Origin of the sequence: Micromonospora carbonacea (genome assembly GCF_014205165.1) — a bacterium.
GTDB lineage: Bacteria > Actinomycetota > Actinomycetes > Mycobacteriales > Micromonosporaceae > Micromonospora > Micromonospora carbonacea.
The window spans coordinates 6,180,313-6,203,494 of sequence record NZ_JACHMZ010000001.1 but is presented as its reverse complement, the minus strand read 5'-3'; the positions used below and the strand labels follow the sequence as shown (position 1 = coordinate 6,203,494).

Genomic DNA, 23,182 nt, shown 5'->3' with positions numbered 1-23,182 from the left:
GGATGCCCCCCGAGCTCACCATCGCCAGTACTCCTCGTGCGCGAAGCGCAGCGTGTCGATCTCCGGCCGGTCCACCCAGTGCCGGAGCGACTCGGCCGGCTGGTAGTCGAACGGCTCCTCGTCGCCGAACTGCGGCTCGTTCGCCCGCATCTGGATGCAGGAGCGCAGGACCTGCTGTTTCAGCCCGATGTACTCCGCGCTGTGCGGGCCCAACTGCCATTCCACCTCGGCCGGCCGGTACTCGAAGTAGATGACCCGGCGCTGCTTGCCGACCACCGCGGGCGCCCCGTGCAGCGTGAGAATGTTGTGCAACAGGAGGTCCCCCGGCTGCATCACGGCTGGCACCGCCCCGGTGGTGTCCCATTCGCTCGCGTTGAGCTGGTCCGCGGTGGCGGTCAACCGGTCGTCGCCCCAGTAGTTCGACTCCGGGATGCACCAGACGCAGTTGTCCTCGGGGGCGGGGTCGAGGTAGATCCCGGCGTCGATGACCCGGCCCGCACCGGTGACGCCGACCGCGTTGTCGTAGAGCCCGGCGTCGCGGTGCCAGGCCAGCCTGGGCGCTCCGGCGGGTGTCTTGAAGACCATGCTGTCCCAGGTCGGGATCAGATTCGGTCCGACCAACTGCTCCATGATCCGCAGCAGCAACGGATGACCGGCCAGCATGGCGATGGGTCGGGCCTTGTCGACGACGTACTCGATCCGCACCGGCGCGGCGCCCGGCTGGTCGGGCTCCAACGTCCAGACCGTGTCCTCCATGGACCGGGTCGACCACGCCCGGTCGATCAGGGCCCGGCCGGCCTCCTGGACGTCGGCCAGTTCCTGCGGTGTGAGCAACCCGCGGACGACCAGGACACCCTGCCGGCGAAAGGCCGTGACGTGCTCGGGCAGCAGCCCCGTCCGCCGGATGTCGCATTCCGCGATCCGGTTGACGACACGCAGGTCTCCGACGGAACTCATCAGTCCACACCCTTCTGATCAGCGGTCGCGGGCCCGGCGGCGCGGTCCGCGACGAAGTACCAGTCCTGCTCCAGGGCCGTGGTGAGCGCGGCGCGGCTCAGCGCCCGCCCGCCCGCGAGCCACGCCGGCAGGGTGAACACCTGGTAACCCAGCTCCTCCACCAGCAGTGACCACAGGTCATCCGTCGTCGTGCCGTACTCCCGCATGACGTTGTCGCCGCCATGCTCGAAGACGATCACCGGCCGACCACGCCGCAACGTGTCGCGCGCCCCCCGCAGGGCCAGCACCTCGCCCCCCTCGATGTCGATCTTGATCAGGTCGACACGTACGTCCGCGGGAATGACGTCGTCCAGGCGCACCGTGTCCACGGTGATCTCGTGCAGCGTCTCCGCCGGCCGGTCGTAGGGACGTCGGCGCAGGCCGCTGTAGCCGGGGTTGGACACCACGTGCACGAAGCTGTGCCGGCCCGCGGCGTCGGCGGCTGCCGCCCTGACGACCGTGACCGACGGCAGCCGGTCTGCCAACTCGTCGGCGAGTGCGGGCAACGGTTCGACGGCGAAGTGGTTGCCCTCCGGCGCCACCCGGACCAGGTGCTGGGTGATCTCGCCGACGCCGGCGCCGAGGTCCACCGACACGGCCGTCCGGCCGCAGACCCGCTCGATGATCTCGACGGTGAGTCGGTCGTAGTCCTCGTTGCGCTGGGCGGGGTCGGCCGCCAGGGAGCCGCTCACGCCGGCCGGGTCCGTCCGATGCCCAGTCGCGGGCTCGTCATCAGGTACAGGCCGGTCTCCGGGTCGAACAGCTCGAGCCCGTCGATCTTGTTCAGCCCCTCGCTGACCGGCGCTTTGGGGACACCGGCCTCCGCCATCCGGCGGGCCTGCTCGGCGGCGAGGAAGAGCTGGCCGACCGAGTTGCCGGCGTCGGCCGCCGGTAGCTGCGGCGGAACCGAGCGACCGGCCATGGCGTCGCTCACGTCGGCGAGCCCGGCGATCAGCTGGGCGAACGCCTTGGCGCCGTCGACCCGTTCGAACTCGGCCTCGTCGTGCTCGCCGATCAGCCGGTCGGCGAGGGCGAAGTAGTTCGCCTTGCCGGCCTGCTGCTGGTAGACGGCCGCGACCAGGGTGAACAGGCGCTCGAAGGCGTTGCGGTAGAGCGTCTCGTAGAACCCGTAGGCCTGCTCCTCCTCGACGTCGCCGTTGACGATGCCCAGGATCGACGCCGACGCGAGCATGCCGCTGTAGAGCGCGAGGTGCACGCCGGTCGACAGCAGCGGGTCCAGGAAGCAGGCGCTGTCGCCCGCGGCGAAGTAGCCGGGGCCGCAGAAGCTGTCGGACACGTACGAGAAGTCCTGCTCGACCCGGACACCCGGCTGGTACGTCCCGGTCGCCACCAGGCTCCGCACCGTCGGCGACTCCTCGACGAGCGCGGCGAGCATGTCCTCGAGTGAGCCGTGTTCGCTGCGGCGTTCGAGGAAGCGCTTCTGGTGACACACGAACCCGACGCTGTAGCGGTTGCCCCGCAGCGGGATGACCCAGTACCAGCCGTCCGGCGCGCCGATCACGTTGATGCCACCCTGCGGCGAGTTGGGCAGCAGTGATCCGCCGTCCCAGTAGCCCCAGATGGCGACGTTCTTGAACGTGTCGTTCGCCCGCCGGTGCTTGAAGTGGCGGGCGGGGATCATGCCGGCACGGCCGGAGGCGTCCACGACGAAGTCGAACTCGGTGGTGCGCCGCTCGCCGCTGTCCGGCTCGGCCCACTCCGCGGCCACCGCGCGGTCGCCGTCGAAGATCACCCGCTTGACCTCGGCGTTCTGGATAACCGTCGCGCCCTGTTTGGCGGCGTTGTTCAGCAGCACGTGGTCGAAGTCGTCGCGGTCCACCTGCCAGGACCTGACTCCGGGACCGAAGATCTCGGTCCAGTCGATGGCCCAGTCCTCCTTGCCCCACCGCAGCAGCACACCGTTCTTCTGGGTGTAGCCGCGGGCGTCGACGTCGCTCAGCGCGCCGACGAAGTCGACGATGGTCCGGCACGAGGACGCGATCGACTCGCCGATGTGGTAGCGCGGGAAGGTCTCCTTCTCCAGCAAGGTCACCGACAGTCCCGCACGCGCGAGCAGTGCCGCGGCGGTCGATCCGGCCGGACCGCCACCGATAACCAAGACCGTGCTGACCATGAGGCTCCCAATCGTGAGGAGGACGGGACGTGATCCTTCTATTGAGAACATCACCGTACGGCGTGTCCAGATTGGCGTTCTACGATCACTGGGAAGGTCTAGTGGGAGCGCTAGTGTCATGCGCCCGAAGTGATCTACGATGGGGCTGGTTGACCGTCTGGCGTCAACCTGATCCCAGCATGTTCGGCCCGGGAACGGGTTCTCGCCGAATTGCTGGGCGGAACCCTCGAATTGGTCGGCTGTCGGCTGCGGGGGGCTTGGTGTGCGCCGCGCCGGGCACTGTCGTCCAGACATTAATGCGCATGGAGGGTTCGTGAAGATACTCTTTCTGCCGGGGCCGGTGAAATCGAACGTATTCGGGGTGGGGGCCCTGGCCGTCGCCGCACGGGTGAGCGGCCACGAGGTCATCGTCGCGTCCACCGTGGAGGGCGCCGCCGCGGCGACGGGCATCGGCCTGCCCGCCGTGACGACGAGTGAGCTGACGCTGACCCAGCTTCTGACCACCGATCGCGCCGGGAACGCGCTGGAGTTTCCTACCGACCCCGCCGAGTTGCCGACCTTCGTCGGCCACATGTTCGGTCGTCTCGCCGCCGTCAACCTCGGCCCGACGCGTGACCTCGTCACCGGCTGGCGGCCGGACGTCCTGGTGAGCGGGCCGCACGCCTACGCCGGCCCGCTGCTGGCCGCCGAGTTCGGCCTGCCGTGCGCGCGGCACCTGCTCACCGGGACCCCGATCGACCGGGACGGCACGCACCCCGGCGTCGAGGACGAGCTCGAGCCCGAGCTGAGCGCGCTCGGCCTCGACCGGGTGCCCGACTTCGACCTGGCGATCGACATCTTCCCGGCCAGCATCCGGCCCGCGGGCGGACCGGTGCAGCCGATGCGGTGGACGCCCACCAGCGAGCAGCGGCCCGTGGAACCGTGGATGGTCACGCCGGGGGACCGGCGCCGGGTGCTGCTGACCGCCGGCAGCCTGGTCACGCCGACGCACGGCATGGACCTGTTGTGGAACCTCGTGACCGCGCTCGCGGACCTGGACGTCGAACTGGTCGTCGCCGCCCCGGAGGAGGTCGGCGCGCTGGTCCGGAAGATGCCCGGGGTGGCGCACGCGGGCTGGGTTCCGCTGGACATGGTCCTGCCCACCTGCGCCCTGATCGTGCATCACTCCGGCACGATGACCGCGCTCACCGCCATGCAGGCCGGTGTCCCGCAGCTGATCATCCCGCAGGAGAGCCGGTTCGTGGACTGGGCCGGGATGCTGGCGACCAAGGGCATCGCGATCAGCCTGCCGCCCGGTGCGGACACCGAGGACGCCCTCGCGGGTGCGGCCCGCCGGCTGCTGACCGAGCCGGCCTACGCCACGGCCGCGCGTGCCCTGGCCGACGAGATCGCCGAGATGCCCCTGCCGGTCACCGTCGTCGACGTGCTGCGGGACCTGACCGAGAAGGCGCGGTGATCTCTGGGGATTTCTTGGACCGTCCCGCCCTACAGTCGGTGCCGAATCCCGTCCGCTCTGGCGAAAGGGGAGTTCATGTGACGACCGAGCCGGATCGATCTCGATACCTCTACCGACAGATGCGTCTCATCCGGGAGTTCGAGGAGCACTGCCTCGAAATGGCCGTCGCCGGGACGATCGTCGGTGGTATCCACCCCTACATCGGTCAGGAGGCCGTCGCGGTGGGCGTGAGCGCCCACCTGCGAGAGGACGACGTCATCACCAGCACCCACCGTGGGCACGGCCACGTGCTCGCGAAGGGCGCCGATCCGAAGCGGACCCTGGCCGAGCTGTACGGCGCGAGCACGGGCCTCAACCGGGGGCGTGGTGGGTCGATGCACGCCGCCGACGTGGGGCTGGGCGTCTACGGCGCGAACGGGATCGTGGGCGCGGGCGCACCCATCGCGGTGGGCGCGGCCTGGGCAGCCCGACGCCAGGGCCGTGACCAGCAGGTGGCCGTGGCGTACTTCGGCGATGGCGCACTCAGCCAGGGCGTGGTGCTCGAGGCCTTCAACCTGGCGGCGTTGTGGTCGCTGCCGGTGCTGTTCGTCTGCGAGAACAACGGGTACGCCATCAGCCTGCCGGTCGACCGGGGCCTGGCGGGCGACCCGGTGCGTCGGGCGGCCGGGTTCGGCCTGACCGCCGAAGCGGTGGACGGGATGGACGTGGAGGCGGTCACCGAGGCCGCGGGGCGGGCGGTGGCCGCCTGCCGTGCCGGTGGGGGACCGCACTTCCTCGAGTGCGTCACCTACCGGTTCCGTGGTCACCACACCGTGGAACACCTGATGGGCATCAACTACCGCGACGAGGCCGAGGTGGCCAGCTGGACGGAACGTGACCCGCTGGCGCGCCAGCGGGCGCGTCTCGCGCCGGCGGTCGCCGACGAGGTCGACGCGGAGATCGCCGCGCTGATCGCCGAAGCCGTCGCGTTCGCCGGATCGAGTCCCGGGTCCGACCCGCGCGACGCTCTGGACTACCTGTACGCCGGCACGGCGCCGACGCGGCCGGGAGCGTGATCCGATGCCGAGTCTGTCCTACATCGCAGCGTTGAACCAGGCCCTGCGCGACGAGATGGCCCGTGACGAACGGGTGTGCATCTTCGGCGAGGACGTCTGCCTGGGCCTCACCGGCATCACCAAGGGGCTGGCCGAGGCGCACGATGGCCGGGTGGTGGACACGCCGCTGTCCGAGCAGGCGTTCACCAGCCTGGCCACCGGGGCCGCCATCGCCGGCCAGCGTCCCGTCGTCGAGTTCCAGATCCCGTCCCTGCTGTACCTGGTGTTCGAGCAGATCGCCAACCAGGCGCACAAGTTCTCGCTGATGACCGGCGGCCAGGCCAGCGTCCCGGTCACCTATCTGGTACCCGGCTCCGGGTCCCGGTCGGGCATGGCCGGGCAGCACTCCGACCACCCGTACAGCCTGCTCGCGCACGTGGGGGTCAAGACCGCGGTGCCGGCGACGCCCAGCGACGCGTACGGCCTGCTGCTGTCGGCGATCCGGGAGCCGGATCCGGTCGCCGTGTTCGCGCCGACCCTGCTGATGGGCACGTCCGAGGAGATCGACGGTGACCTCGACGCCGTGCCGCTGGGCAGTGCCCGTACGCACCGGGAGGGCACCGATGTCACGGTGGTCGCCGTGGGCCATCTGGTCCCGGTCGCCCTCCAGGTGGCCGCCGACCTGGCCGGCGAGGCGTCGGTCGAGGTCATCGACCCGCGCACGGTCTACCCGGTCGACTGGGAGACCCTGGGCAAGTCGATCAGCCGGACCGGTCGGCTGGTGGTGATCGACGACTCGAACCGGATGTGTGGTTTCGGCGCCGAGATCGCGGCGACCGCGGCGGAGGAGTTCGGCTTGGCGGTACCGCCGAAGCGGGTGTCCCGGCCCGACGGCGCAGTGATCCCGTACGCCCTGAACCTGGACCACGCGCTGCTGCCCGACGCCCTCGAACTCACCAAGGCCATCCGGGCCGTGCTGCGTCGGTAGCTGCTGTGGGGGTATCGGACGCGGTGTTGAAGGAGAGAGGCCGGCACATGACATCGGGACGCCCGCGGGTGGCGACCGTCACGGTGACCACCAACGAGAGCAAGTGGCTGCGTCGCTGCCTGGGGGCGCTTGTCGACAGTGACACCGAAGGATTCGATCTTGACGTGCACCTGATCGACAACGCCTCCACCGACGGCAGCGCGGAGCTGGTCGCGCGGGAGTTCCCGAGCGTGAAGATCACCCGTAATCCCACCAACCTCGGGTTCGCCGGCGCCAACAACGTCGGCATCCGGGCCGCGCTCGCCGCCGGCGCCGACTACGTGTTCCTGGTCAACCCGGACACCTGGACCCCGCCACGGCTCGTCCGGGCGATGGTCGAATTCGCCGAGCGTTGGCCGGAGTACGGCATCGTCGGCCCGCTGCAATACCGCTACGACGCCGAGTCGACCGAGCTCGTCGAGTTCAACGACTGGACCAACACGGCACTCTGGCTGGGCGAACAGCACGCGTTCGCGGGCGACGGGATGGCTCATCCCTCCCCGGCCGGCAGCCCGCAAGGCCGCGCGCCGAGGACCCTGGAGCACGCGTACGTCCAGGGCGCGGCGCTGTTCGCGCGGGTGGCGATGCTGCGCGAGGTGGGCGTGTTCGATGAGGTGTTCCACACGTACTACGAGGAGGTGGACCTGTGCCGGCGGGCCAGATGGGCGGGCTGGCGGGTGGCCCTCCTGCTCGACGAGGGCCTGCAACACCACGGCGGCGGCGGTGCGGCCACGCGCAGCGCGTACACCCGGGTGCACATGCGGCGCAACCGTTACTACTACCTGCTCACGGACGTGGACTGGCACCCGACCAAGGCGACCCGGCTGGCCGCCCGGTGGCTGGTGGCGGACCTGGTCGGCCGGACCGTGGTCGGCAGGGTGGACCCGATGACCGGGGCCCGGGAAACCCTGGCGGCGGTGCGCTGGCTGGCGGGCCACGCGCCGACCATAGCGGAACGTCGACGCAGTCACCGGGCGTTGCGCGCGGGCCGTACGCCGGCACGGCGTGAGGTGGCGTCGTGACCGGGCCCCGCATCCTCATCTCCGGCAACTTCCACTGGCAGGCCGGGTTCAGTCACACGGTGGAGGGCTACGTCCGGGCCGCCGGCGCGGCGGGCTGCGAGGTCCGGGTCAGCGGCCCGCTGTCGCGGATGGACGACCAGGTGCCCGGGCTCCTGCCCGTCGAGCCGGACCTCGGTTGGGGCACCCACCTGGTGGTGATGTTCGAGGCCCGGCAGTTCCTGACGCCCGAGCAGATCGAACTGGCGACCCGCACGTTCCCCCGGTCGCGCCGCCTGGTCGTGGACTTCGACCTGCACTGGGCCGACGAGCATCCGGAACTGGGCGTGGACGGCACGGCGGGCAAGTACACCGCCGAGAGCTGGCGCTCGCTCTACAGCGAGCTGAGCGACGTGATGCTACAGCCGAAGCTCACCGGGAAGATGGCCCCGGGAGCGGAGTTCTTCTCGTGCATCGGCATGCCCGAGACCGTGTGCCACCCGTTGACTCTCGGCCGGCAGCGGGACTACGACCTGCAGTACATCGGCAGCAACTGGTGGCGTTGGGAGCCGCTGACGGCCCTGGTGGAGGCGGCGGTGACGCTGCGTCCCGTGCCGCGCATGCGGGTCTGCGGCCGTTTCTGGGACGGCGCCACCTCTCCCGGGTTCGAGGACGCGACCACAAGCGTCCCGGGCTGGCTGGCGGAACGCGGCGTCGAGCTCTGCCCGCCGGTGGCCTTCGGGCAGGTGATCCCGGAGATGGGCCGGTCGCTGATCTCACCGGTCCTGGTCCGTCCCCTGGTGGCGGGCACGGGCCTGCTGACGCCGCGCATGTTCGAGACCCTGGCGTCGGGCGCCCTGCCGGCTCTCTCCGCCGACGCGGAGTTCCTCGCCGAGGTCTACGGCGACGAGTGCGCGCCCCTGCTGCTCGGCGACGATCCGGCCACGACGCTCGCCCGCCTCACCACGGACTTCGAGCGGCATGCCCGGATCGTCGGTCGGATCCAGGACCGGGTGCGGGAGGAGTACGGCTACCCCCGCGTCCTGCGGAACCTGCTGGCCTTCTTCGGGTAGGGGGGCGTGGTCGGGCCGGCTATCCCCAGTCCATCCACGGGCGGGGCTCGGGGTCGGCGACCTCGGCCGGCGCGCTCATGAACACCAGCACGTACGCGCGCCGAGGCTGGTCGGTCAGGTTCGGGCCGGCGTAGTGCGGGGTTCGGAAGTCGTGCACCACCGCGCCCCCGGGCGCCAGCGGGCAGGCGACCGCGCTGGTCGGGTCGACGTCGTCGGTCATCAGGCCACGGATGCGGTCGTCGTTGTCGATGTGGTGGTGCGGGAGCACCGGACCGCGGTGGCCCCCCGGCAGGTAGTGCAGGCAGCCGCTCTCGACGGTGGCCTCGTCCAGGGTCGTCCAGATGCTCAACCCGCGCCGCCTCCACCGGGGATCCATGTAGGCCTCGTCCTGGTGCCACGGCGTCGGAGCGCCGTATCGCGGCGGCTTCAGGATGGCGTGCCCGTAGAACTCGAGCTCTTCCTCGGCCATATCGAGAAAGGCTGACGCAATTGACCGGCACCGCGCGAAGTGCGGGCTATCCAGCAACTCCGGTACGTATTTCTCCGGCTTGATGATCTGCGGCAGCAGTGGCGGCCCTTCGCGGTCGCGTTGGCCGGCGATATCGTAGAAGTCCTCCGCGCCCGGGGTCGCGCGCCGGACGAAAAGCCGGTCGTAGGCCTGGCGCAGCCACGCCACCTCCGACTCGCTCGCGACCTGCGGGAGTATCGCGAACCCACGACTGCGGAACTCCTCCCGGTCACGGTGGTCTATGGTGCCCACCACTTCCATCGCGTCCATGCCGTCTCCTTCAAGGGATGACCTCGACAGTCACGATATGGGTGCGGCACCCGACAGTCATCACCCCAGGTCAGGATTAGGGAACGGCCTAGAATCTGCGGACAAGTCGAATGTCGCCCCCCGTTGTGTCAGACTCGCCGTGTCCCTTTTCGAGCGGAAGCAGCCATTCATGACCCGACACCACGCCGTCCTCCCGGGCGGCGGCACCACGCGCGCCCTCCTCGCGCGGGCGCGGCCCACCGTGCGGACGGCCCCCGGCGGCGGCGCGCTCCGGCACGTGACGTCACGCGGTCGACGTGCTGTCACCGGCGTTCGAGTGGTGTTCCCGCTGCCGGCCGAGCGCCAGGGCTGACCGTGCCGACGGCGATCGTGGTGGGTGCCGAGGGCCAGGACGGGGTGTTGTTGAGCCGGCTGTTGCGGGCCCACGACTACCGGGTGGTGCCGGTGGGCCGGCACGGCCCGGTCGACATCGTCCGGCCCGACGACGTGGCCGAACTGGTGACCGAGCTGCGACCGGACGAGATCTACCTGCTGGCAGCGGTGCAGAACTCCGCGCAGGACCCGGTCGCCGATCCGGTGGAGCTGGCGCACCGGTCGTACGCCGTCAACACGTTGGCCGTGGTGCACTTCCTGGAGGCCGTCGAGCGGCACAGCCCGGCGACCAGGGTGTTCTACGCCGCCTCCTCACACGTCTTCGGCAGGCCGGACACGCCGGTACAGGACGAGACCACGCCGCTTCGACCGACCTCCGTCTACGGCATCAGCAAGGCGGCCGGTCTGCTGCACTGTCGTTCCTACCGGGCGCGGGGGGTGTTCGCCTCGGTCGGCATCCTCTACAGCCACGAGTCCCCGCTCCGCCGCCCCGGCTTCGTGTCCCGCAAGATCGTGGACGCCGTGGTCCGCATCCAGCGCGGCGAAGCGTTCCGGCTCGTGCTCGGCGGCCTGGCGGCCGAGGTGGACTGGGGCTACGCGCCGGACTACGTGGATGCGATGAGGCGGATTCTCGGCCTGGCGACAGCGGACGACTACGTGGTCGCCTCGGGGGTGCGGCGCACCGTCCGCGAGTTCGCGGAGACCGCCTTCGCGGCGGTCGGGCTGGACTGGCGCGACCACGTCGAGGAGAACGCCGCGGTGCTCACCCGGCCGAGCGTGCCGCTGGTCGGCGACGCGAGCCGGTTGCAGGCCGCGACCGGCTGGCGCCCGAGCGTCGACTTCGCCGGCATGGTGCGGGCCCTGCTGCGGGCGGCGGGTGCCGACCTGGTCGGGACGGGCCAGGACGGATAGCCGACCTGTCCGTGCGCGCTGCTTGTTCAGCCTGGTCGGCTGGTCCGACTCCCGGCGTCGCCGTCGATCGATAACGGACCCTTTAGTAGGGAAATCACGGGACAGACTTCGGTACCGTCGAAGAACCAGTCGCCTCCACTGCCGGAGTCCATCGTGAACCACGTTCCTGTCCCGGTCCGAACATCCAGGATCGACTCGTGAAAGCGCTGGTATTGGCGGGTGGAATCGGCTCGCGAATGCGCCCGATCACCCACACGTCAGCGAAGCAGCTCATTCCGGTCGCGAACAAACCGGTCCTCTTCTACGGCCTGGAAGCAATTCGTGACGCCGGGATCCGGGAAGTTGGCATCATCGTCGGCAGCACCGCGCCGGAGATCGAGCGGGCGGTCGGTGACGGCTCGCAGTTCGGCTTGAAGGTGACCTACCTGCCGCAGGACGCCCCGCGCGGTCTGGGGCACGCGGTCCTGATCGCCCGGGACTTCCTCGGCGACGACGACTTCGTGATGTACCTGGGCGACAACTTCGTCCTCGGTGGCATCAACGACGCGGTCGAGCGGTTCCGCCGGGAACGCCCGCACGCCCAGCTGATGCTGACCAAGGTCAAGGATCCGCACGCCTTCGGCATCGCGACGATGGGCCCGGACGGCCGGGTCGTCGATGTCGAGGAGAAGCCCCGGTATCCCAAGAGCGACCTCGCTCTGGTGGGCGTGTACGTCTTCAGCCCGGTCGTGCACGAGGCGATAGCCGAACTGAAGCCGTCGTGGCGCAACGAACTGGAGATCACCGACGCCATCCAGTGGCTGATCGACCACGACAGGCGTATCGAATCCACCATAATCACCGGATTCTGGAAGGACACCGGCAGCCTCGCGGACATGCTGGAGATGAACCGGTTCATCCTGGAAAGCCTCGACTCCGAGGTGAGTGGCGAGGTCAGTGCGGACACCGAGATCACCGGTCGGGTCGTGATCGGGCCCGGGGCGGTCATCACCGGGTCGCGGATCATCGGGCCCGTCGTGGTCGGGGCCGGCTCGATCATTCGCAACTCGCAGCTCGGCCCGTTCACGTCGATCGACTGCGACTGCACCGTCATCGACAGCGAGATCGAGCAGTCCATCGTGCTCCGCGGCGCCTTCATCGACGGCATCGGCCGGATCGAGTGGTCGATGATCGGCCGTGAGGCGCGCCTGACCCCGGGCCCGCGCGCGCCGAAGACGTACCGCTTCGTCCTCGGCGACCACAGTGAAGTACGGGTAGGCGTGTAGTGCCGAGGGTCTTCGTGGCCGGTGGCGCCGGCTTCATCGGCTCGCACTACGTGCGGGAACTCGTCGCCGGGGCGTACGCCGGGTGGCAGGGCTGCGAGGTCACGGTGCTCGACAGCCTCACCTATGCGGGAAACCTCGCGAATCTCGCCGGGGTGCGGGACGCCGTCACCTTCGTCCGCGGTGACATCTGCGACGGCCGACTGCTCGCCGAGGTCCTGCCCGGCCACGACGTGGTGCTGAACTTCGCGGCCGAGACCCACGTCGACCGGTCCATCGCCGACTCGGCGGAGTTCCTGCGGACCAACGTTCAGGGCGTCCAGTCGCTCATGCAGGCGTGCCTGACCGCCGGAGTGCCGACCATCGTCCAGGTCTCCACCGACGAGGTGTACGGCAGCATCGAGGCCGGATCCTGGAGCGAGGACGCGCCGCTGGCGCCGAACTCGCCGTACGCCGCGGCCAAGGCGGGCGGTGACCTGATCGCCCTGGCGTACGCGCGGACGTACGGACTGCCGGTCCGCATCACCAGGTGCGGCAACAACTACGGTCCATACCAGTTCCCGGAGAAGGTGATCCCCCTCTTCCTCACCCGTCTGATGGACGGTCGGTCGGTCCCGCTCTACGGCGACGGGCGCAACGTCCGCGACTGGATCCACGTGGCCGACCACTGCCGTGGCATCCAGACGGTGGTCGAACGCGGTGCGTCCGGCGAGGTCTACCACATCGCCGGGACGGCCGAGCTGACCAACCTGGAACTCACCCAGCACCTGCTGGACGCGGTCGGCGGAAGCTGGGACGCCGTCGAGAGGGTGCCCGACCGTAAGGGCCACGACCGCCGCTACTCGCTTTCCGACGCGAAGCTCCGGGCCCTGGGCTACGCCCCGCGCGTCCCCTTCGCCGACGGCCTGGCCGAGACGGTCGCGTGGTACCGCGCGAACCGGCACTGGTGGGAGCCGCTGCGGAAACAACTCGACGCCGTCCCGCACGACTGACGGTGCGGCACCGCGATTGTCCATGTTCTCAGCCAACCTTCGAAGGAGCCCGGTATGGCTCACTGCCTGGTCACGGGTGGCGCCGGTTTCATCGGTTCGCACCTGGCGGGACGGTTGACCAGTGACGGGCACCGGGTCACCGTGCTCGACGATCTCAGCGGCGGCAGCGCCTCCCGCGTGCCCGCGGGCGCCGATCTGATCGTCGGCTCGGTGACCGACGCCGACCTGGTGGAACGGGCCTTCGCCGAGCACCGCTTCGACCGGGTCTTCCACTTCGCGGCCTTCGCAGCCGAAGCGATCAGCCACTCGGTCAAGAAGCTCAACTACGGCACCAACGTGATGGGCAGCATCAACCTCATCAACGCGTCGTTGCAGACCGGGGTGTCGTTCTTCTGCTTCGCCTCCTCGGTCGCCGTCTACGGTCACGGTGAAACGCCGATGCGAGAAACCTCCATCCCGGTGCCGGCGGACAGCTACGGCAACGCCAAGCTCGTCATCGAGCGCGAACTCGAGGTGACGGCGCGGACGCAGGGCCTTCCGTTCACCGCCTTCCGCATGCACAACGTCTACGGCGAGTGGCAGAACATGCGCGACCCGTACCGGAACGCGGTCGCGATCTTCTTCAACCAGATCCTGCGTGGCGAGCCGATCACGGTCTACGGCGACGGCGGTCAGGTGCGGGCGTTCACGTACGTGGGCGACGTCGTGGACGTGGTGTGCCAGGCGCCCGACGTCGAGGAGGCCTGGGGCCGGAGCTTCAACGTGGGCGCGGCCAGCACCAACACCGTGCTGGAGCTCGCGGAGGCGGTCCGGGTGGCGGCCGGCGTTCCGGATCATCCGATCGTGCACCTGCCCGCGCGCGACGAGGTCCGGGTGGCGTACACCGCGACCGACAGCGCCCGGAAGGTCTTCGGCGACTGGGCGGACACCCCGCTGGCGGACGGACTGGCCCGGACCGCCACGTGGGCGGCCGGTGTGGGACCGACGGAACTGCGATCGTCGTTCGACATCGAGATCGGCGGCCATCAGGTTCCGGAGTGGGCGCGGCTTGTCGAAAAGCGCCTGGGATCGGCGCCTCGCTGACAGTGGTGAAAACACCAGTTTCCCGCGCGCACCCGAACACTAGGCTTGGAATCCATGGACCGTAGGGAGATTCAGCGTCGCGCGAAGGAACTCGAGCCGTGGGTGAACGGATTCGAGTTCGAGGGAATTCGTTATGCGGAGGGCTCCGACCACGGATATCTCCTCAGCCAGGATCCAGCCGATCGGGCCCGGGCGTTCTACGAGGCGTTTCCCGGTGCGACCCGGATCCTGGAGCTCGGTGCGCTCGAGGGTGCGGACACCCTCGCATTGGCCCGACAGCCCGGCACCAGCATTCTCGGGCTCGAGGGTCGCGAGGAGAATCTGCGTCGCGCCGAGTTCGTGATGGAGGTGCACGGTGCCACCAATGTGGAACTGCGGATCGCCGACGTGGAGACGCTCGACTTCGCCACCCTGGGGCGGTTCGACGCCGTCCTCTGCGCCGGCCTGCTGTATCACGTCCGGGAGCCCTGGGCGCTGCTCAAGGACGCCGCCCGGGTTTCCGCCGGGATCTACCTGTCGACCCACTACTGGGGCAGTTCCGACGGGCTGGAGACGCTGGACGGGTATTCCGTCAAGCACGTCCGTGAGGAGCACCCGGAGCCTCAGGCCCGCGGGCTGAGCGTGGACGTGCGCTGGTTGGACCGGGCCTCGCTGTTCGCGGCCCTGGAGAATGCCGGCTTCGTCGAGATCGAGGTGCTGCACGAGCGCACGTCGGCGGAGGTCTGCGACATCGTCGTGGTCGGCCGTGCCCGGCTGGGTGCGCAGATCCGTCGATTCCGGGAGGATGGCTTCGTCAACGCCGGTCCGGTCTTCGCCGACGACACGATCGCGCGGCTCAAGGCCGGTGCCATCGACCTGATCTCCCGCTTCACCGAGCACGGCCACGTCTCGGACGACTACTGGAACTACGACGTCGAGAACGAGGCTCCGGTGCTCTACCGGATCCACAACCTGGAGAAGCAGGACTGGGCCGAACGCGAGCTGCTGTTCCGCCCGGAACTGGCGGAGCTGGCCGCCGCGTTCGTCGGGTCACCGGTCGTGCCCACCGCCTTCGCCCTGGTCCTGAAGGAGCCGAAGAGGGCGGCGGGCGTCCCGTGGCACCGCGACCGGGCCAACGTCGCACCGCACACGGTCTGCAACCTGAGCATCTGCCTGGACACCGCAGGCCCGGAGAACGGCTGTCTGGAAGGTGTTCCGGGCTCCCACCTGCTGCCCGACGACATCGACGTCCCGGAGATCCGCGACGGTGGGCCCCGAGTGCCCGTCCCGTCGAAGGTGGGCGACGTGATCGTGCACGATGTCCGGCTCGTGCACGGCTCGGGCCCCAACCCCAGCGACCAGTGGCGCCGAACCATCGTCATCGAGTTCGCGAATCCCGCGATCTCACTGCCGAGCCTCCCGTCCTGACCGGCCGGACGCGGATGCCGCCTGCGGCGACCCCACCGGGTGCCTCCGCGAACCTGCGCGGCCCGCGCCGCGCACGTGCCCACATTGGCCGCGGCAGATCGACTCTGCCGCGGCCGATGTCCCGGCCGATCCGTCCGGTGTCCCGGCTCGTCAGCTAGCTCTTCGACGAGAGCAGCCCGGTCACGTGGTCGGCGATGGCCGTCACGGTGGGTTGCTGCCAGAAGACGGTGGTGGGTAGGCCCAGCCCGAGTCGTTTCTCCAGCCGACGCCGGATCACCACCGTCATCACGGAGTCCAGGCCCTGATCCGCGAGCGGGCGCCTCGGATGCAGGTCGTCCACCGCGAGCCGCATCTCGGTCGCGATCTGGAGACGAACCTCCTCCAGCACCCGTTCCCGCAGCTCGGCCGGCGGCAGGTCGGCCAGGGACATCGCCGGCTCCGCGGGGCTCGCCTCCTCGGTGCCGGCCGGGGCGGGCGGCTCGTCGATCACCGGGTAGCGCAGGCCGGGCAGCGCGGCCAGGACCCGGCCGTCCGCGGTGGCCACGAGGGCGTCCACCGTGTCGGGGCGGTCCTCGTCGAGCCGCACCTCGACGAGGACGGTCTCGGGCGGCGGGCCACTCGTCGCCACCTCGTCGATCTGCACCACCATCCGCAACTGCGGGATGCCGGGAAACGCCGCCGGCGCGATCGACATCACCGCGTCCAGCACCGACGCCCAGGTGGACGTCTCGGCGGTGTGGACGCGGGCCCGGAGGACACCGTACCCGGAGAGCAGCTGATCCACCGACCAACCGAAACCGGTCGACGGGACACCCACCTCAGCGAGCCGGCGATGGATCGACCCGGGGTCGGCCGGCTCCAGTCGGTACTGCTCGGGGTCCACGAGGGTCCGTCCCGTGAGCGCCGCCGCAGCACCGTCGGCCACGGTCGCGTCGGCGTGGACCAGCCACGGCGGATCCTCGCCGGCATCCCCGCCGGTGGCCCGGGAGGCGAGCCGGACGGCGTCGGCCTCCTGGATGACCTGGATCTCCCGCAGGTCCGCCGTCATCAGCGGGTGCCGCATCGCCACGTCGGCCAGGACCGGTGGCACGCCGTCCCGCTCGGCCGCCGCCAGGAACGTCACCACGAGCACGGCGGCGGGCACGATCTCGACGCCGTTGAGGCTGTGGCTGCCCGGGTAGGGCCGGTTGGAGTCGTCCAGGCTGGTCTCCCACACCCGCACCGCGCTCCCCGCCAGGCTGCGCCGCGCACCGAGCAGGGTGTGCGAATCAGGGTCGTGGCCGCGCCCCCCGCTCCGGGAGACCGGGGCGGGATAGTGCCAGTGGCTGCGGTGCCGCCACCGGTAGACCGGCAGGGTGACCAGTTCTCCCGACGGGTGCAGGGCCGTCCAGTCGACGGGCACCCCGATGCAGTGCATCCCGGCGAGTGCGGTCAGGAAGCCGCGTACCTCGGACTGATCGCGGCGAAGCGTGACGCCGACGTACGCCTCGTCGTCGGAACCGCCCAACGTCTCGTGGATCGAGTGGGTGACCACCGGATGCGGCGACACCTCCACGAAGGCACGGAAGCCATCGGCGAACGCCGCGGTGACCGCGGCGGCGAGCCGCACGGGCTGGCGCAGGTTCCCGGCCCAGTAGGCCCCGTCGGCCGTCATCGCCGCACGCGGGTCGTCCAGGGCGGTGGAGTAGACCCGGATCCGCGGGCTGTGCGGCGTGAAGTCGACGGCGGCGGTCAGCTCGTCGAGCAGCGGATCCATGTGCGGGCTGTGGAACGCCACGTCGGAGGCCACCCTGCGGGTCACCAGCCGCTCGGCATCCCACTGGGCGATCAGCGCATCCAGGGCCGAGGGATCGCCGGAAACCACCGTCGACGACGGCGACGACGCGATGGCCGCCACCACGTCGCTGCGACCGGCCAACCGCTCGGCGACCTCCTCGAACGGCAACGACACCATGGCCATCGCGCCCTGGCCCGCGACGCGTCGCAGGAGCGCCGATCGCCGGCAGATCAACCGGCCGCCGTCCTCCACCGTCAGCAGGCCGGCGGTGACCGCGGCGGCGATCTCACCGACGGAGTGGCCGATGACGGCGTCCGGGGTCACGCCCCGCGACCGCCACATCGCGGCCAGTCCCAGCTGCATGACGAAGATCATCGTCTGGATCCGGTCGACCGCGTCGAACTCACCGTCCAGCAACGCCTGCCGTGGCGAGAAGCCGATCTCCTCCAGGAAGACGGCTTCCAGGGAGTCGACCACCCCTGCGAACGCCGGTTCGGTGACGAGTAGTTCCCGGCCCATCCCCGCCCACTGGGAACCGTGGCCGGAAAAGACCCAGAGGAGCTTCGGAGGGTCCCCGAGCGGCGATCCCGTGACCACGCCGTCGACCGGTTCGCCCGCGGCCAGGCCGCGTAGCGCGGCACCGAGACCGTCCGCGTCGGCGGCCACGGCGACCGCCCGGTACGCGAGATGCGAACGCCGCATCGCCAGGGTGTGTCCCACGGAGGCCAGGTCGGCGTCCCGGGAGAGCCAGCCGGCGAGCGCCGACGCCTGCTCGCCCAACGACGCCGCCGAGGACGCGGAGACCGGGAACAGGGACTCACCGGTCAGCGGGCTGCGCTCCCGTCGCGTGCGCGGTGGGGCCTGCCCGAGCACGACGTGGGCCACCGTCCCGCCGTACCCGAAGCCGGACACGCCGGCCCGGCGCGGTCTCCCGCGATCGGGCCAGGACTGGTGACGGGTCACCACGCGGACGTTCAGCGCGTCCCAGGCGATGGCCGGATCGACGTCGGTGACGACCGGGGTGGCCGGTATCTCGGCGCGGTCCAGGGCGAGCACCGCCTTGATCACTCCGGCGATGCCCGCGGCGCCTTCCAGATGGCCGATGTTGGCCTTGACCGAACCGATCAGGCAGGGCTCGCCGTCGGCGCGAGCGTGCCCGTACACGGCACCGATCGCGGCGGCCTCCATCGGGTCGCCGAGCGGGGTGCCCGTGCCGTGCGCCTCGACGTAGTCGACCGAGCCGGGCGCTATCCCGCCGCTGCGCAGGGCCCGTTCCATCACGTGCTCCTGGGCCTGCCCGCACGGGGCCATGATCCCGTTGGTGCGACCGTCCTGGTTCACGGCGCTGCCGTGCAGCACCGCCAACACCCGGTCTCCGTCGCGCTCGGCATCGGCGAGGAGCTTCAGCACGACGACGCCGCAGCCCTCGCCGCGGCCGTACCCGTCGGCGGTGGCGTCGAAGGACTTGCTCCGCCCGTCCGGGGCCAGCGCACCCGCGGCGCCGAGAGTGATGGACTGGCCTGGGGAGACGATGAGATTGACGCCGCCGACCAGAGCCACCGTGCTCTCGCCCAGCCGCAGGCTCTGCGCGGCGAGGTGCAGGGCCACCAGCGAGGCCGAACACGCGGTGTCCACGGTGAGACTCGGCCCCCGCAGGTCCAGGACGTGGGAGACGCGGTTGGAGAGCGCGCAGGCGGCGGCGCCGATCCCGGTCCAGGCGTCGATGTACGGGAGGTTCTCGAGCTGGTGGGCACCGTAGTCGTAGGTGCAGGCACCGGCGAAGACACCGGTGTCCGTGCCGGCCAGCTCGCGCGGTGCGATGCCCGCGTGTTCCAGGGCCTGCCAGGCCACCTCCAGCAGCAGTCGTTGCTGGGGATCCATCAGCTCGGCCTCGCGTGGCGAGATGCCGAAGAAGTCGGCATCGAAGCCGTCGATCTCATTCAGGAAGCTGCCCGAACGGTTAGCCCGGCGTACGGCGTTCTCGAACTCGGGCCCCAGGTCCCGGTACGGCTCCCATCGGCTGGCCGGCACTTCGCCGGTGGTGTTGTGCCCGCCGGCGAGCAGGTCCCAGAAGCCGTCCGGGGAATTGACGTCGCCGGGGAACCGGCAACCGATGCCGATGACCGCGACCGATGGAGAGGCCCCCGCGAGCGGCTTGATTGCTTTCGGTTCCACGAACATCCCCTGTTGTCGATTGCCTGAACGGACGGTCGGGCGGGCATCGCCTCGGGCGGGTTACGCCCCGCGGCGCATCGAGGACTGCCGCGACCGGGCCGGTCGCCGCGACTCCGGGCGGCGCACCGCGCGTCAGACTCCATATCCCATACGGCGATCCAACGAACTCTACAAACGGTCTATATGACAGTGATATAGAACTTCTCCTAGACATTTTCTGACGCGCCCCCGGCAGGGCCTCCCGCGAGGCGATCCGGAACCGGACTCCCGCCCGGTCGTGCGGGTGCCCGGCTTGCGGTGGTTGGTGTGGACGCGCCCCGGGCATGGGCGGCGGGCGACGCCGCCGATCCGATGACCATCGGCGAATAGGGAAAGACCTAGAATCCGCCGGCGAGATGTCGGATCGGCAGCCGAGGGCTCGATCGGTCACGATGGACCGTGCGAGGATCACGCGGATGTTGTCGAAGGCACGGGAGTCATTGACGATGACCGAATACGGTGCCATCGCGCTGGATGTCGGTGGGGTCATCTATTACGATGAGCCGTTCGAGCTGGCGTGGCTGCAAGCGACGTACGATCTGCTCCGATCTGACGACCCGGCGATCACCCGGTCCGTTTTCATCGAGCATGTCGAGCGTTTCTATCACTCCCCGGACGACGGAGCCGCAGGCCGGACGCTGTTGCATTCGCCGGCCGCCGCCCGAGCCTGGGCGCAGATTCGCCGGGCCTGGCACGAACTCGCCCAGGAGATGCCGGGCGCGGTCCGGGCGGCGGTGACGCTGGCCCGCGAGGTCCCGACGGTGATCGTCGCCAACCAGCCCCCGGAGTGCGCGCGGGTGCTGGATGCCTGGGGACTGACAGAGGCCTGCGCGGGCGTCTTCCTCGATTCGCTCGTGGGCGTCGCCAAGCCGGATCCGGCGCTGCTGGGAATCGCCCTGGAACACCTCGGTGTCGCCCCCGCCGACCTGCTGGTCGTCGGCAACCGGCACGACCACGACGTCCTGCCGGCGCGGGCGCTCGGCTGCCCGGTCGCCTTCGTCCGCGCGGACCCCGGCTACCGGCCGCCGTCCGGCGTCCACCCCGATCTGATCCGGGCGTACACGTCGCTCCGCGCCGTCCGGACCGCGCCGCCGGCCGGTGACGACGAACGGGTGTCCGTCGTCGCCACGCTGGCGGCCCTGGCTCGTTCCTCGGCCACGGGCCTGCGCCCGGTCACTCGCGCCGAGTCGTCGTGACGGCAGCCCAGGTGAGGAGATGCCCGACGGCCGTCATCGGCGCCACCGGGTTCATCGGGTCCCGGCTCGTGGCCCAACTGACCCGCGCGGGGCACCCGGTCGCCCGCTTCAACCAGGCGCACCCGCCGGTGGTCGACGGGCGCCCGGCTGCCGGCCTGTGCGACGCCGAGATCGTACTGTTCCTCGCCGCACGGTTGAGCCCGGCGCTCGCCGAGCGCCATCCGGAACTGATCGTCGCCGAGCGCAGGCTGCTCGTCGACGTCCTGACGGCCCTGCGGCACTCCGCCCCCTTCCCGGTGTTCGTACTGGCCAGCTCAGGCGGCACGGTGTACTCGCCGGACGCGTGCCCGCCGTACGACGAATCGGCGTTGACCAGGCCCACGTCGGCGTACGGGCGCGCCAAGCTCGGGCTGGAACGCGAACTGTTGGGTCACGCCGACCATGTCCGTCCCGTGATCCTGCGGCTCAGTAACGTCTATGGGCCCGGCCAGCGCCCGGCGCACGGCTACGGCGTGCTGTCGCACTGGCTGGACGCCGCGGCCAGGCGGCAGCCGATCCGGGTCTTCGGTGATCCGGAGGTGGTCCGCGACTACGTGCACGTGGACGACGTCGCCGAGATCCTCAAGGCCGTGCACCGCCGTACGGTCACTACCGGTCCGGAGGGAATCCCGACCGTGTTGAACGTCGGCTCAGGGGCGCCCACCTCCCTGGCCGATCTGCTCGCGGTGGTGTCGACAGTGGTCGACCAGCGGATCGAGGTGATCTGGGAAGGCGGTCGCCAGTTCGACAGAGGTGGCAACTGGCTGGACTCCTCGTTGGCACACGAGACCCTCGGCTGGCGGGCCAGGATCGGTCTGACGGACGGCGTACGTGAATGCTGGGAACACGTGCTCGCGCATCAGACCGCCGCCGAGCGATGATCACGCCCCCACCTCAGCAGGAGCTGATCATGAAGGACGCCCCACGCGGTCACGGCACCGTAGAGACACGCCAGCGGCAGGCGCAGGCGGGACTCCGGCGCGGTGCGATGCCGGTCCCATTCCTTCCGGAACCCCGCCCACGCCTGGCCACGCCGTGACTCGCACCGACCCTGCCAGTACGCCCGCCGCAGCAGGTAGCGCAGGGTCAGCCGGGCGGGATCCACGTCGTGGGTCACGGAGCAGTCCGGCAGGAGTTGCTCCCGGGCCCCCGCGTCCTTCATGAGCTTGACGAACGTGGTGTCCTCGCCGGACTGGAGGTTGCCACCCGTCCGGCTCAACGCGAGATCGAAGTCGAGGCCCTTGGCATGGGCGAAGGCGGTGTCCACCGCCATACAGGCACCCCAGATCTTGATCTCGCGGTCGTCCCGGTGCCAGCCGAGCAGGTGGAACTGACCGGACGTCACGTACCAGGGCAGGGGGCGTGGTGGACGGGCGAGCCGAGTGCCGACGACGTGGGTGCCCGCGCGCAGGCTCTCGCGGACCGCCGTGACGGCCTTGGCGTCCAGCCGCACGTCGTCGTCGACGAACATCACGTGGTGATTCGGCCACCGGGCCAACATGAGATTCCGCGAGGCGGACAGGCCGCCGGTGGCGCCGAGAACGCGCATCGTTCCGCCGGCGGCATCCACCTCGGCCGCGACCGACTCCGCCTCCGGAGTGCTCGGCCGGTCCAACTGCACGAAGTACTCGTCACCGGACAGTTGGGCCAGGTTGTGGTGTAGGTGCTTACGCACATTCTCGACACTGAATGCGCATATAGCCACTACCATCGGATAATCGGAGGGCCCTTTTTTCTTCGTTTCCATGAGACCTCGAATCGTCCCTGCCGATGGGTCATGGGGTTGCACGGGCTGGTTTCCGTTCCGTTCAGTCGAGCCTTTCCCGGCAAACCTCCGGGGGCCAGGTCCCCACCGAAAGGATGCCCATCGAGTACACCTTGGCGATGAGCGCGGGCCGATTGGGCACACGTAGCCGCTGCAACAACTTGCTGACGTGGTATTCGACGCCCTGGCGGCTCAGGTAGACCTTGTTCGCGATATGCACGGTGCGCTCACCCGCTGCGATGCTTTCGATGATGCGGGCATCCAACTCGGAGAGGGGAAGCTTCAGACCCACAGTTTCATCTCCAATCCCTACCATGACTTGATTCGCAAGACGAGTCGATGGAACGGCGCACTGCGTCACGGTGTCGTCTTCCAACGCTTAAGTCAGGCCGAACCGGCCGTGAATCAGCCGGACGCAGGCGTGCTCAACCCGATGGAGGCCACCGAACCGGCGGCCGGCCGACGTTACGCGGTGCTGGGTCCGGACATTCGGCAGAAAGCGTCGCGCGACCAGCGGATTCCGAGACGATTGGTTGCCGGGTGCGGCAAGCCGGCGCAGCCGGTTCACCCGCCATCGGAGTTGACCTGAAGGTGTCGGAAAACCTAGCTGACAGTAAACATCCCGTAGCAGTCGCACCCCCGCTTTGCCTGCGATCGATACGTAGGT

Annotated in this window: 20 protein-coding genes; 13 read left to right on the top strand and 7 right to left on the bottom strand. The window is 70.0% G+C overall.

Translation table 11 applies throughout. The annotated features are described in order from the left end of the window. Positions 1–15 precede the first annotated feature (15 nt). From HDA31_RS25855 to HDA31_RS25845, 3 genes are read right to left on the bottom strand one after another with little or no spacing between them, the layout of a single operon-like run. Entirely contained in the window at positions 16–957 is a 942-nt protein-coding gene (locus HDA31_RS25855; RefSeq protein WP_074477000.1) for a phytanoyl-CoA dioxygenase family protein, read from the bottom strand. Beyond that, the gene (locus tag HDA31_RS25850; protein WP_246384345.1) at positions 957–1,688 is read right to left on the bottom strand and encodes an FkbM family methyltransferase; all 732 of its coding nucleotides are present in this window, start codon (positions 1,686–1,688) and stop codon (positions 957–959) included. Before HDA31_RS25850 ends, HDA31_RS25855 begins: the two co-directional genes overlap by 1 nt. Then, positions 1,685–3,130 (bottom strand): NAD(P)/FAD-dependent oxidoreductase, encoded by a 1,446-nt coding sequence (locus HDA31_RS25845; protein WP_178063232.1) that lies wholly within the window; start codon positions 3,128–3,130, stop codon positions 1,685–1,687. The genes HDA31_RS25850 and HDA31_RS25845 overlap by 4 nt, the downstream gene beginning before the upstream one ends. A gap of 313 nt (positions 3,131–3,443) precedes the next feature. Between HDA31_RS25845 and HDA31_RS25840 the strand changes: the two genes are divergently transcribed. From HDA31_RS25840 to HDA31_RS25820, 5 genes are all read left to right on the top strand, one after another. Continuing rightward, positions 3,444–4,586 (top strand): nucleotide disphospho-sugar-binding domain-containing protein, encoded by a 1,143-nt coding sequence (locus tag HDA31_RS25840; RefSeq protein WP_178063233.1) that lies wholly within the window; start codon positions 3,444–3,446, stop codon positions 4,584–4,586. 119 nt (positions 4,587–4,705) lie between these two features. Next, positions 4,706–5,641 carry a thiamine pyrophosphate-dependent dehydrogenase E1 component subunit alpha gene (locus HDA31_RS25835; RefSeq protein ID WP_178063234.1) on the top strand — a complete coding sequence of 312 codons (936 nt, stop codon included), beginning with the start codon at positions 4,706–4,708 and terminating at the stop codon, positions 5,639–5,641. Between the two features lie 4 nt (positions 5,642–5,645). Next, positions 5,646–6,608, top strand: a complete 963-nt coding sequence (locus HDA31_RS25830) for an alpha-ketoacid dehydrogenase subunit beta (protein ID WP_074477004.1) — start codon at positions 5,646–5,648, stop codon at positions 6,606–6,608. A gap of 47 nt (positions 6,609–6,655) precedes the next feature. Then, complete coding sequence (locus tag HDA31_RS25825) at positions 6,656–7,669, top strand: glycosyltransferase family 2 protein (protein ID WP_178063235.1); 1,014 nt, start codon at positions 6,656–6,658, stop codon at positions 7,667–7,669. Continuing rightward, positions 7,666–8,718 carry a CgeB family protein gene (locus HDA31_RS25820; protein WP_178063236.1) on the top strand — a complete coding sequence of 351 codons (1,053 nt, stop codon included), beginning with the start codon at positions 7,666–7,668 and terminating at the stop codon, positions 8,716–8,718. The genes HDA31_RS25825 and HDA31_RS25820 overlap by 4 nt, the downstream gene beginning before the upstream one ends. A gap of 19 nt (positions 8,719–8,737) precedes the next feature. Here the strand turns inward: HDA31_RS25820 and HDA31_RS25815 are convergent, their stop codons facing one another. Beyond that, the gene (locus HDA31_RS25815) at positions 8,738–9,496 is read right to left on the bottom strand and encodes a phytanoyl-CoA dioxygenase family protein (RefSeq protein ID WP_178063237.1); all 759 of its coding nucleotides are present in this window, start codon (positions 9,494–9,496) and stop codon (positions 8,738–8,740) included. Between the two features lie 354 nt (positions 9,497–9,850). Between HDA31_RS25815 and HDA31_RS25810 the strand changes: the two genes are divergently transcribed. From HDA31_RS25810 to HDA31_RS32640, 5 genes are all read left to right on the top strand, one after another. Continuing rightward, complete coding sequence (locus HDA31_RS25810) at positions 9,851–10,780, top strand: GDP-mannose 4,6-dehydratase (protein ID WP_178063238.1); 930 nt, start codon at positions 9,851–9,853, stop codon at positions 10,778–10,780. Between the two features lie 197 nt (positions 10,781–10,977). Further along, positions 10,978–12,045 carry a glucose-1-phosphate thymidylyltransferase gene (locus tag HDA31_RS25805; RefSeq protein WP_074477009.1) on the top strand — a complete coding sequence of 356 codons (1,068 nt, stop codon included), beginning with the start codon at positions 10,978–10,980 and terminating at the stop codon, positions 12,043–12,045. A 14-nt stretch (positions 12,046–12,059) separates the two neighbouring features. After that, the gene (rfbB, locus tag HDA31_RS25800; RefSeq protein ID WP_178063239.1) at positions 12,060–13,034 is read left to right on the top strand and encodes a dTDP-glucose 4,6-dehydratase; all 975 of its coding nucleotides are present in this window, start codon (positions 12,060–12,062) and stop codon (positions 13,032–13,034) included. A 54-nt stretch (positions 13,035–13,088) separates the two neighbouring features. Continuing rightward, positions 13,089–14,117 (top strand): NAD-dependent epimerase/dehydratase family protein, encoded by a 1,029-nt coding sequence (locus tag HDA31_RS25795; RefSeq protein WP_178063240.1) that lies wholly within the window; start codon positions 13,089–13,091, stop codon positions 14,115–14,117. A 54-nt stretch (positions 14,118–14,171) separates the two neighbouring features. After that, positions 14,172–15,524, top strand: a complete 1,353-nt coding sequence (locus tag HDA31_RS32640) for a phytanoyl-CoA dioxygenase family protein (RefSeq protein WP_246384346.1) — start codon at positions 14,172–14,174, stop codon at positions 15,522–15,524. Between the two features lie 154 nt (positions 15,525–15,678). Here HDA31_RS32640 and HDA31_RS25780 read toward each other — a convergent pair whose 3' ends face one another. Continuing rightward, complete coding sequence (locus HDA31_RS25780) at positions 15,679–19,476, bottom strand: type I polyketide synthase (protein WP_246384347.1); 3,798 nt, start codon at positions 19,474–19,476, stop codon at positions 15,679–15,681. 455 nt (positions 19,477–19,931) lie between these two features. Here HDA31_RS25780 and HDA31_RS25775 point away from each other — a divergent pair, with 455 nt between their 5' ends. Further along, the gene (locus HDA31_RS25775) at positions 19,932–20,711 is read left to right on the top strand and encodes an HAD family hydrolase (protein WP_246384349.1); all 780 of its coding nucleotides are present in this window, start codon (positions 19,932–19,934) and stop codon (positions 20,709–20,711) included. Beyond that, complete coding sequence (locus tag HDA31_RS25770; RefSeq protein ID WP_178063242.1) at positions 20,708–21,631, top strand: NAD-dependent epimerase/dehydratase family protein; 924 nt, start codon at positions 20,708–20,710, stop codon at positions 21,629–21,631. The genes HDA31_RS25775 and HDA31_RS25770 overlap by 4 nt, the downstream gene beginning before the upstream one ends. Here the strand turns inward: HDA31_RS25770 and HDA31_RS25765 are convergent. Together HDA31_RS25765 and HDA31_RS33215 are read right to left on the bottom strand one after the other, a co-directional pair. Then, positions 21,610–22,425: a glycosyl hydrolase gene (locus HDA31_RS25765; RefSeq protein WP_246384352.1), complete on the bottom strand. Its 816-nt coding sequence runs from the start codon at positions 22,423–22,425 to the stop codon at positions 21,610–21,612. The genes HDA31_RS25770 and HDA31_RS25765 overlap by 22 nt on opposite strands. 133 nt (positions 22,426–22,558) lie before the next feature. Then, positions 22,559–22,735: a helix-turn-helix domain-containing protein gene (locus HDA31_RS33215; protein WP_246384644.1), complete on the bottom strand. Its 177-nt coding sequence runs from the start codon at positions 22,733–22,735 to the stop codon at positions 22,559–22,561. On the opposite strand from HDA31_RS33215, the gene HDA31_RS33210 reads away from it, so the two are divergent. Further along, positions 22,685–23,104: a hypothetical protein gene (locus tag HDA31_RS33210; protein ID WP_246384736.1), complete on the top strand. Its 420-nt coding sequence runs from the start codon at positions 22,685–22,687 to the stop codon at positions 23,102–23,104. The genes HDA31_RS33215 and HDA31_RS33210 overlap by 51 nt on opposite strands. Positions 23,105–23,182 lie beyond the last annotated feature (78 nt).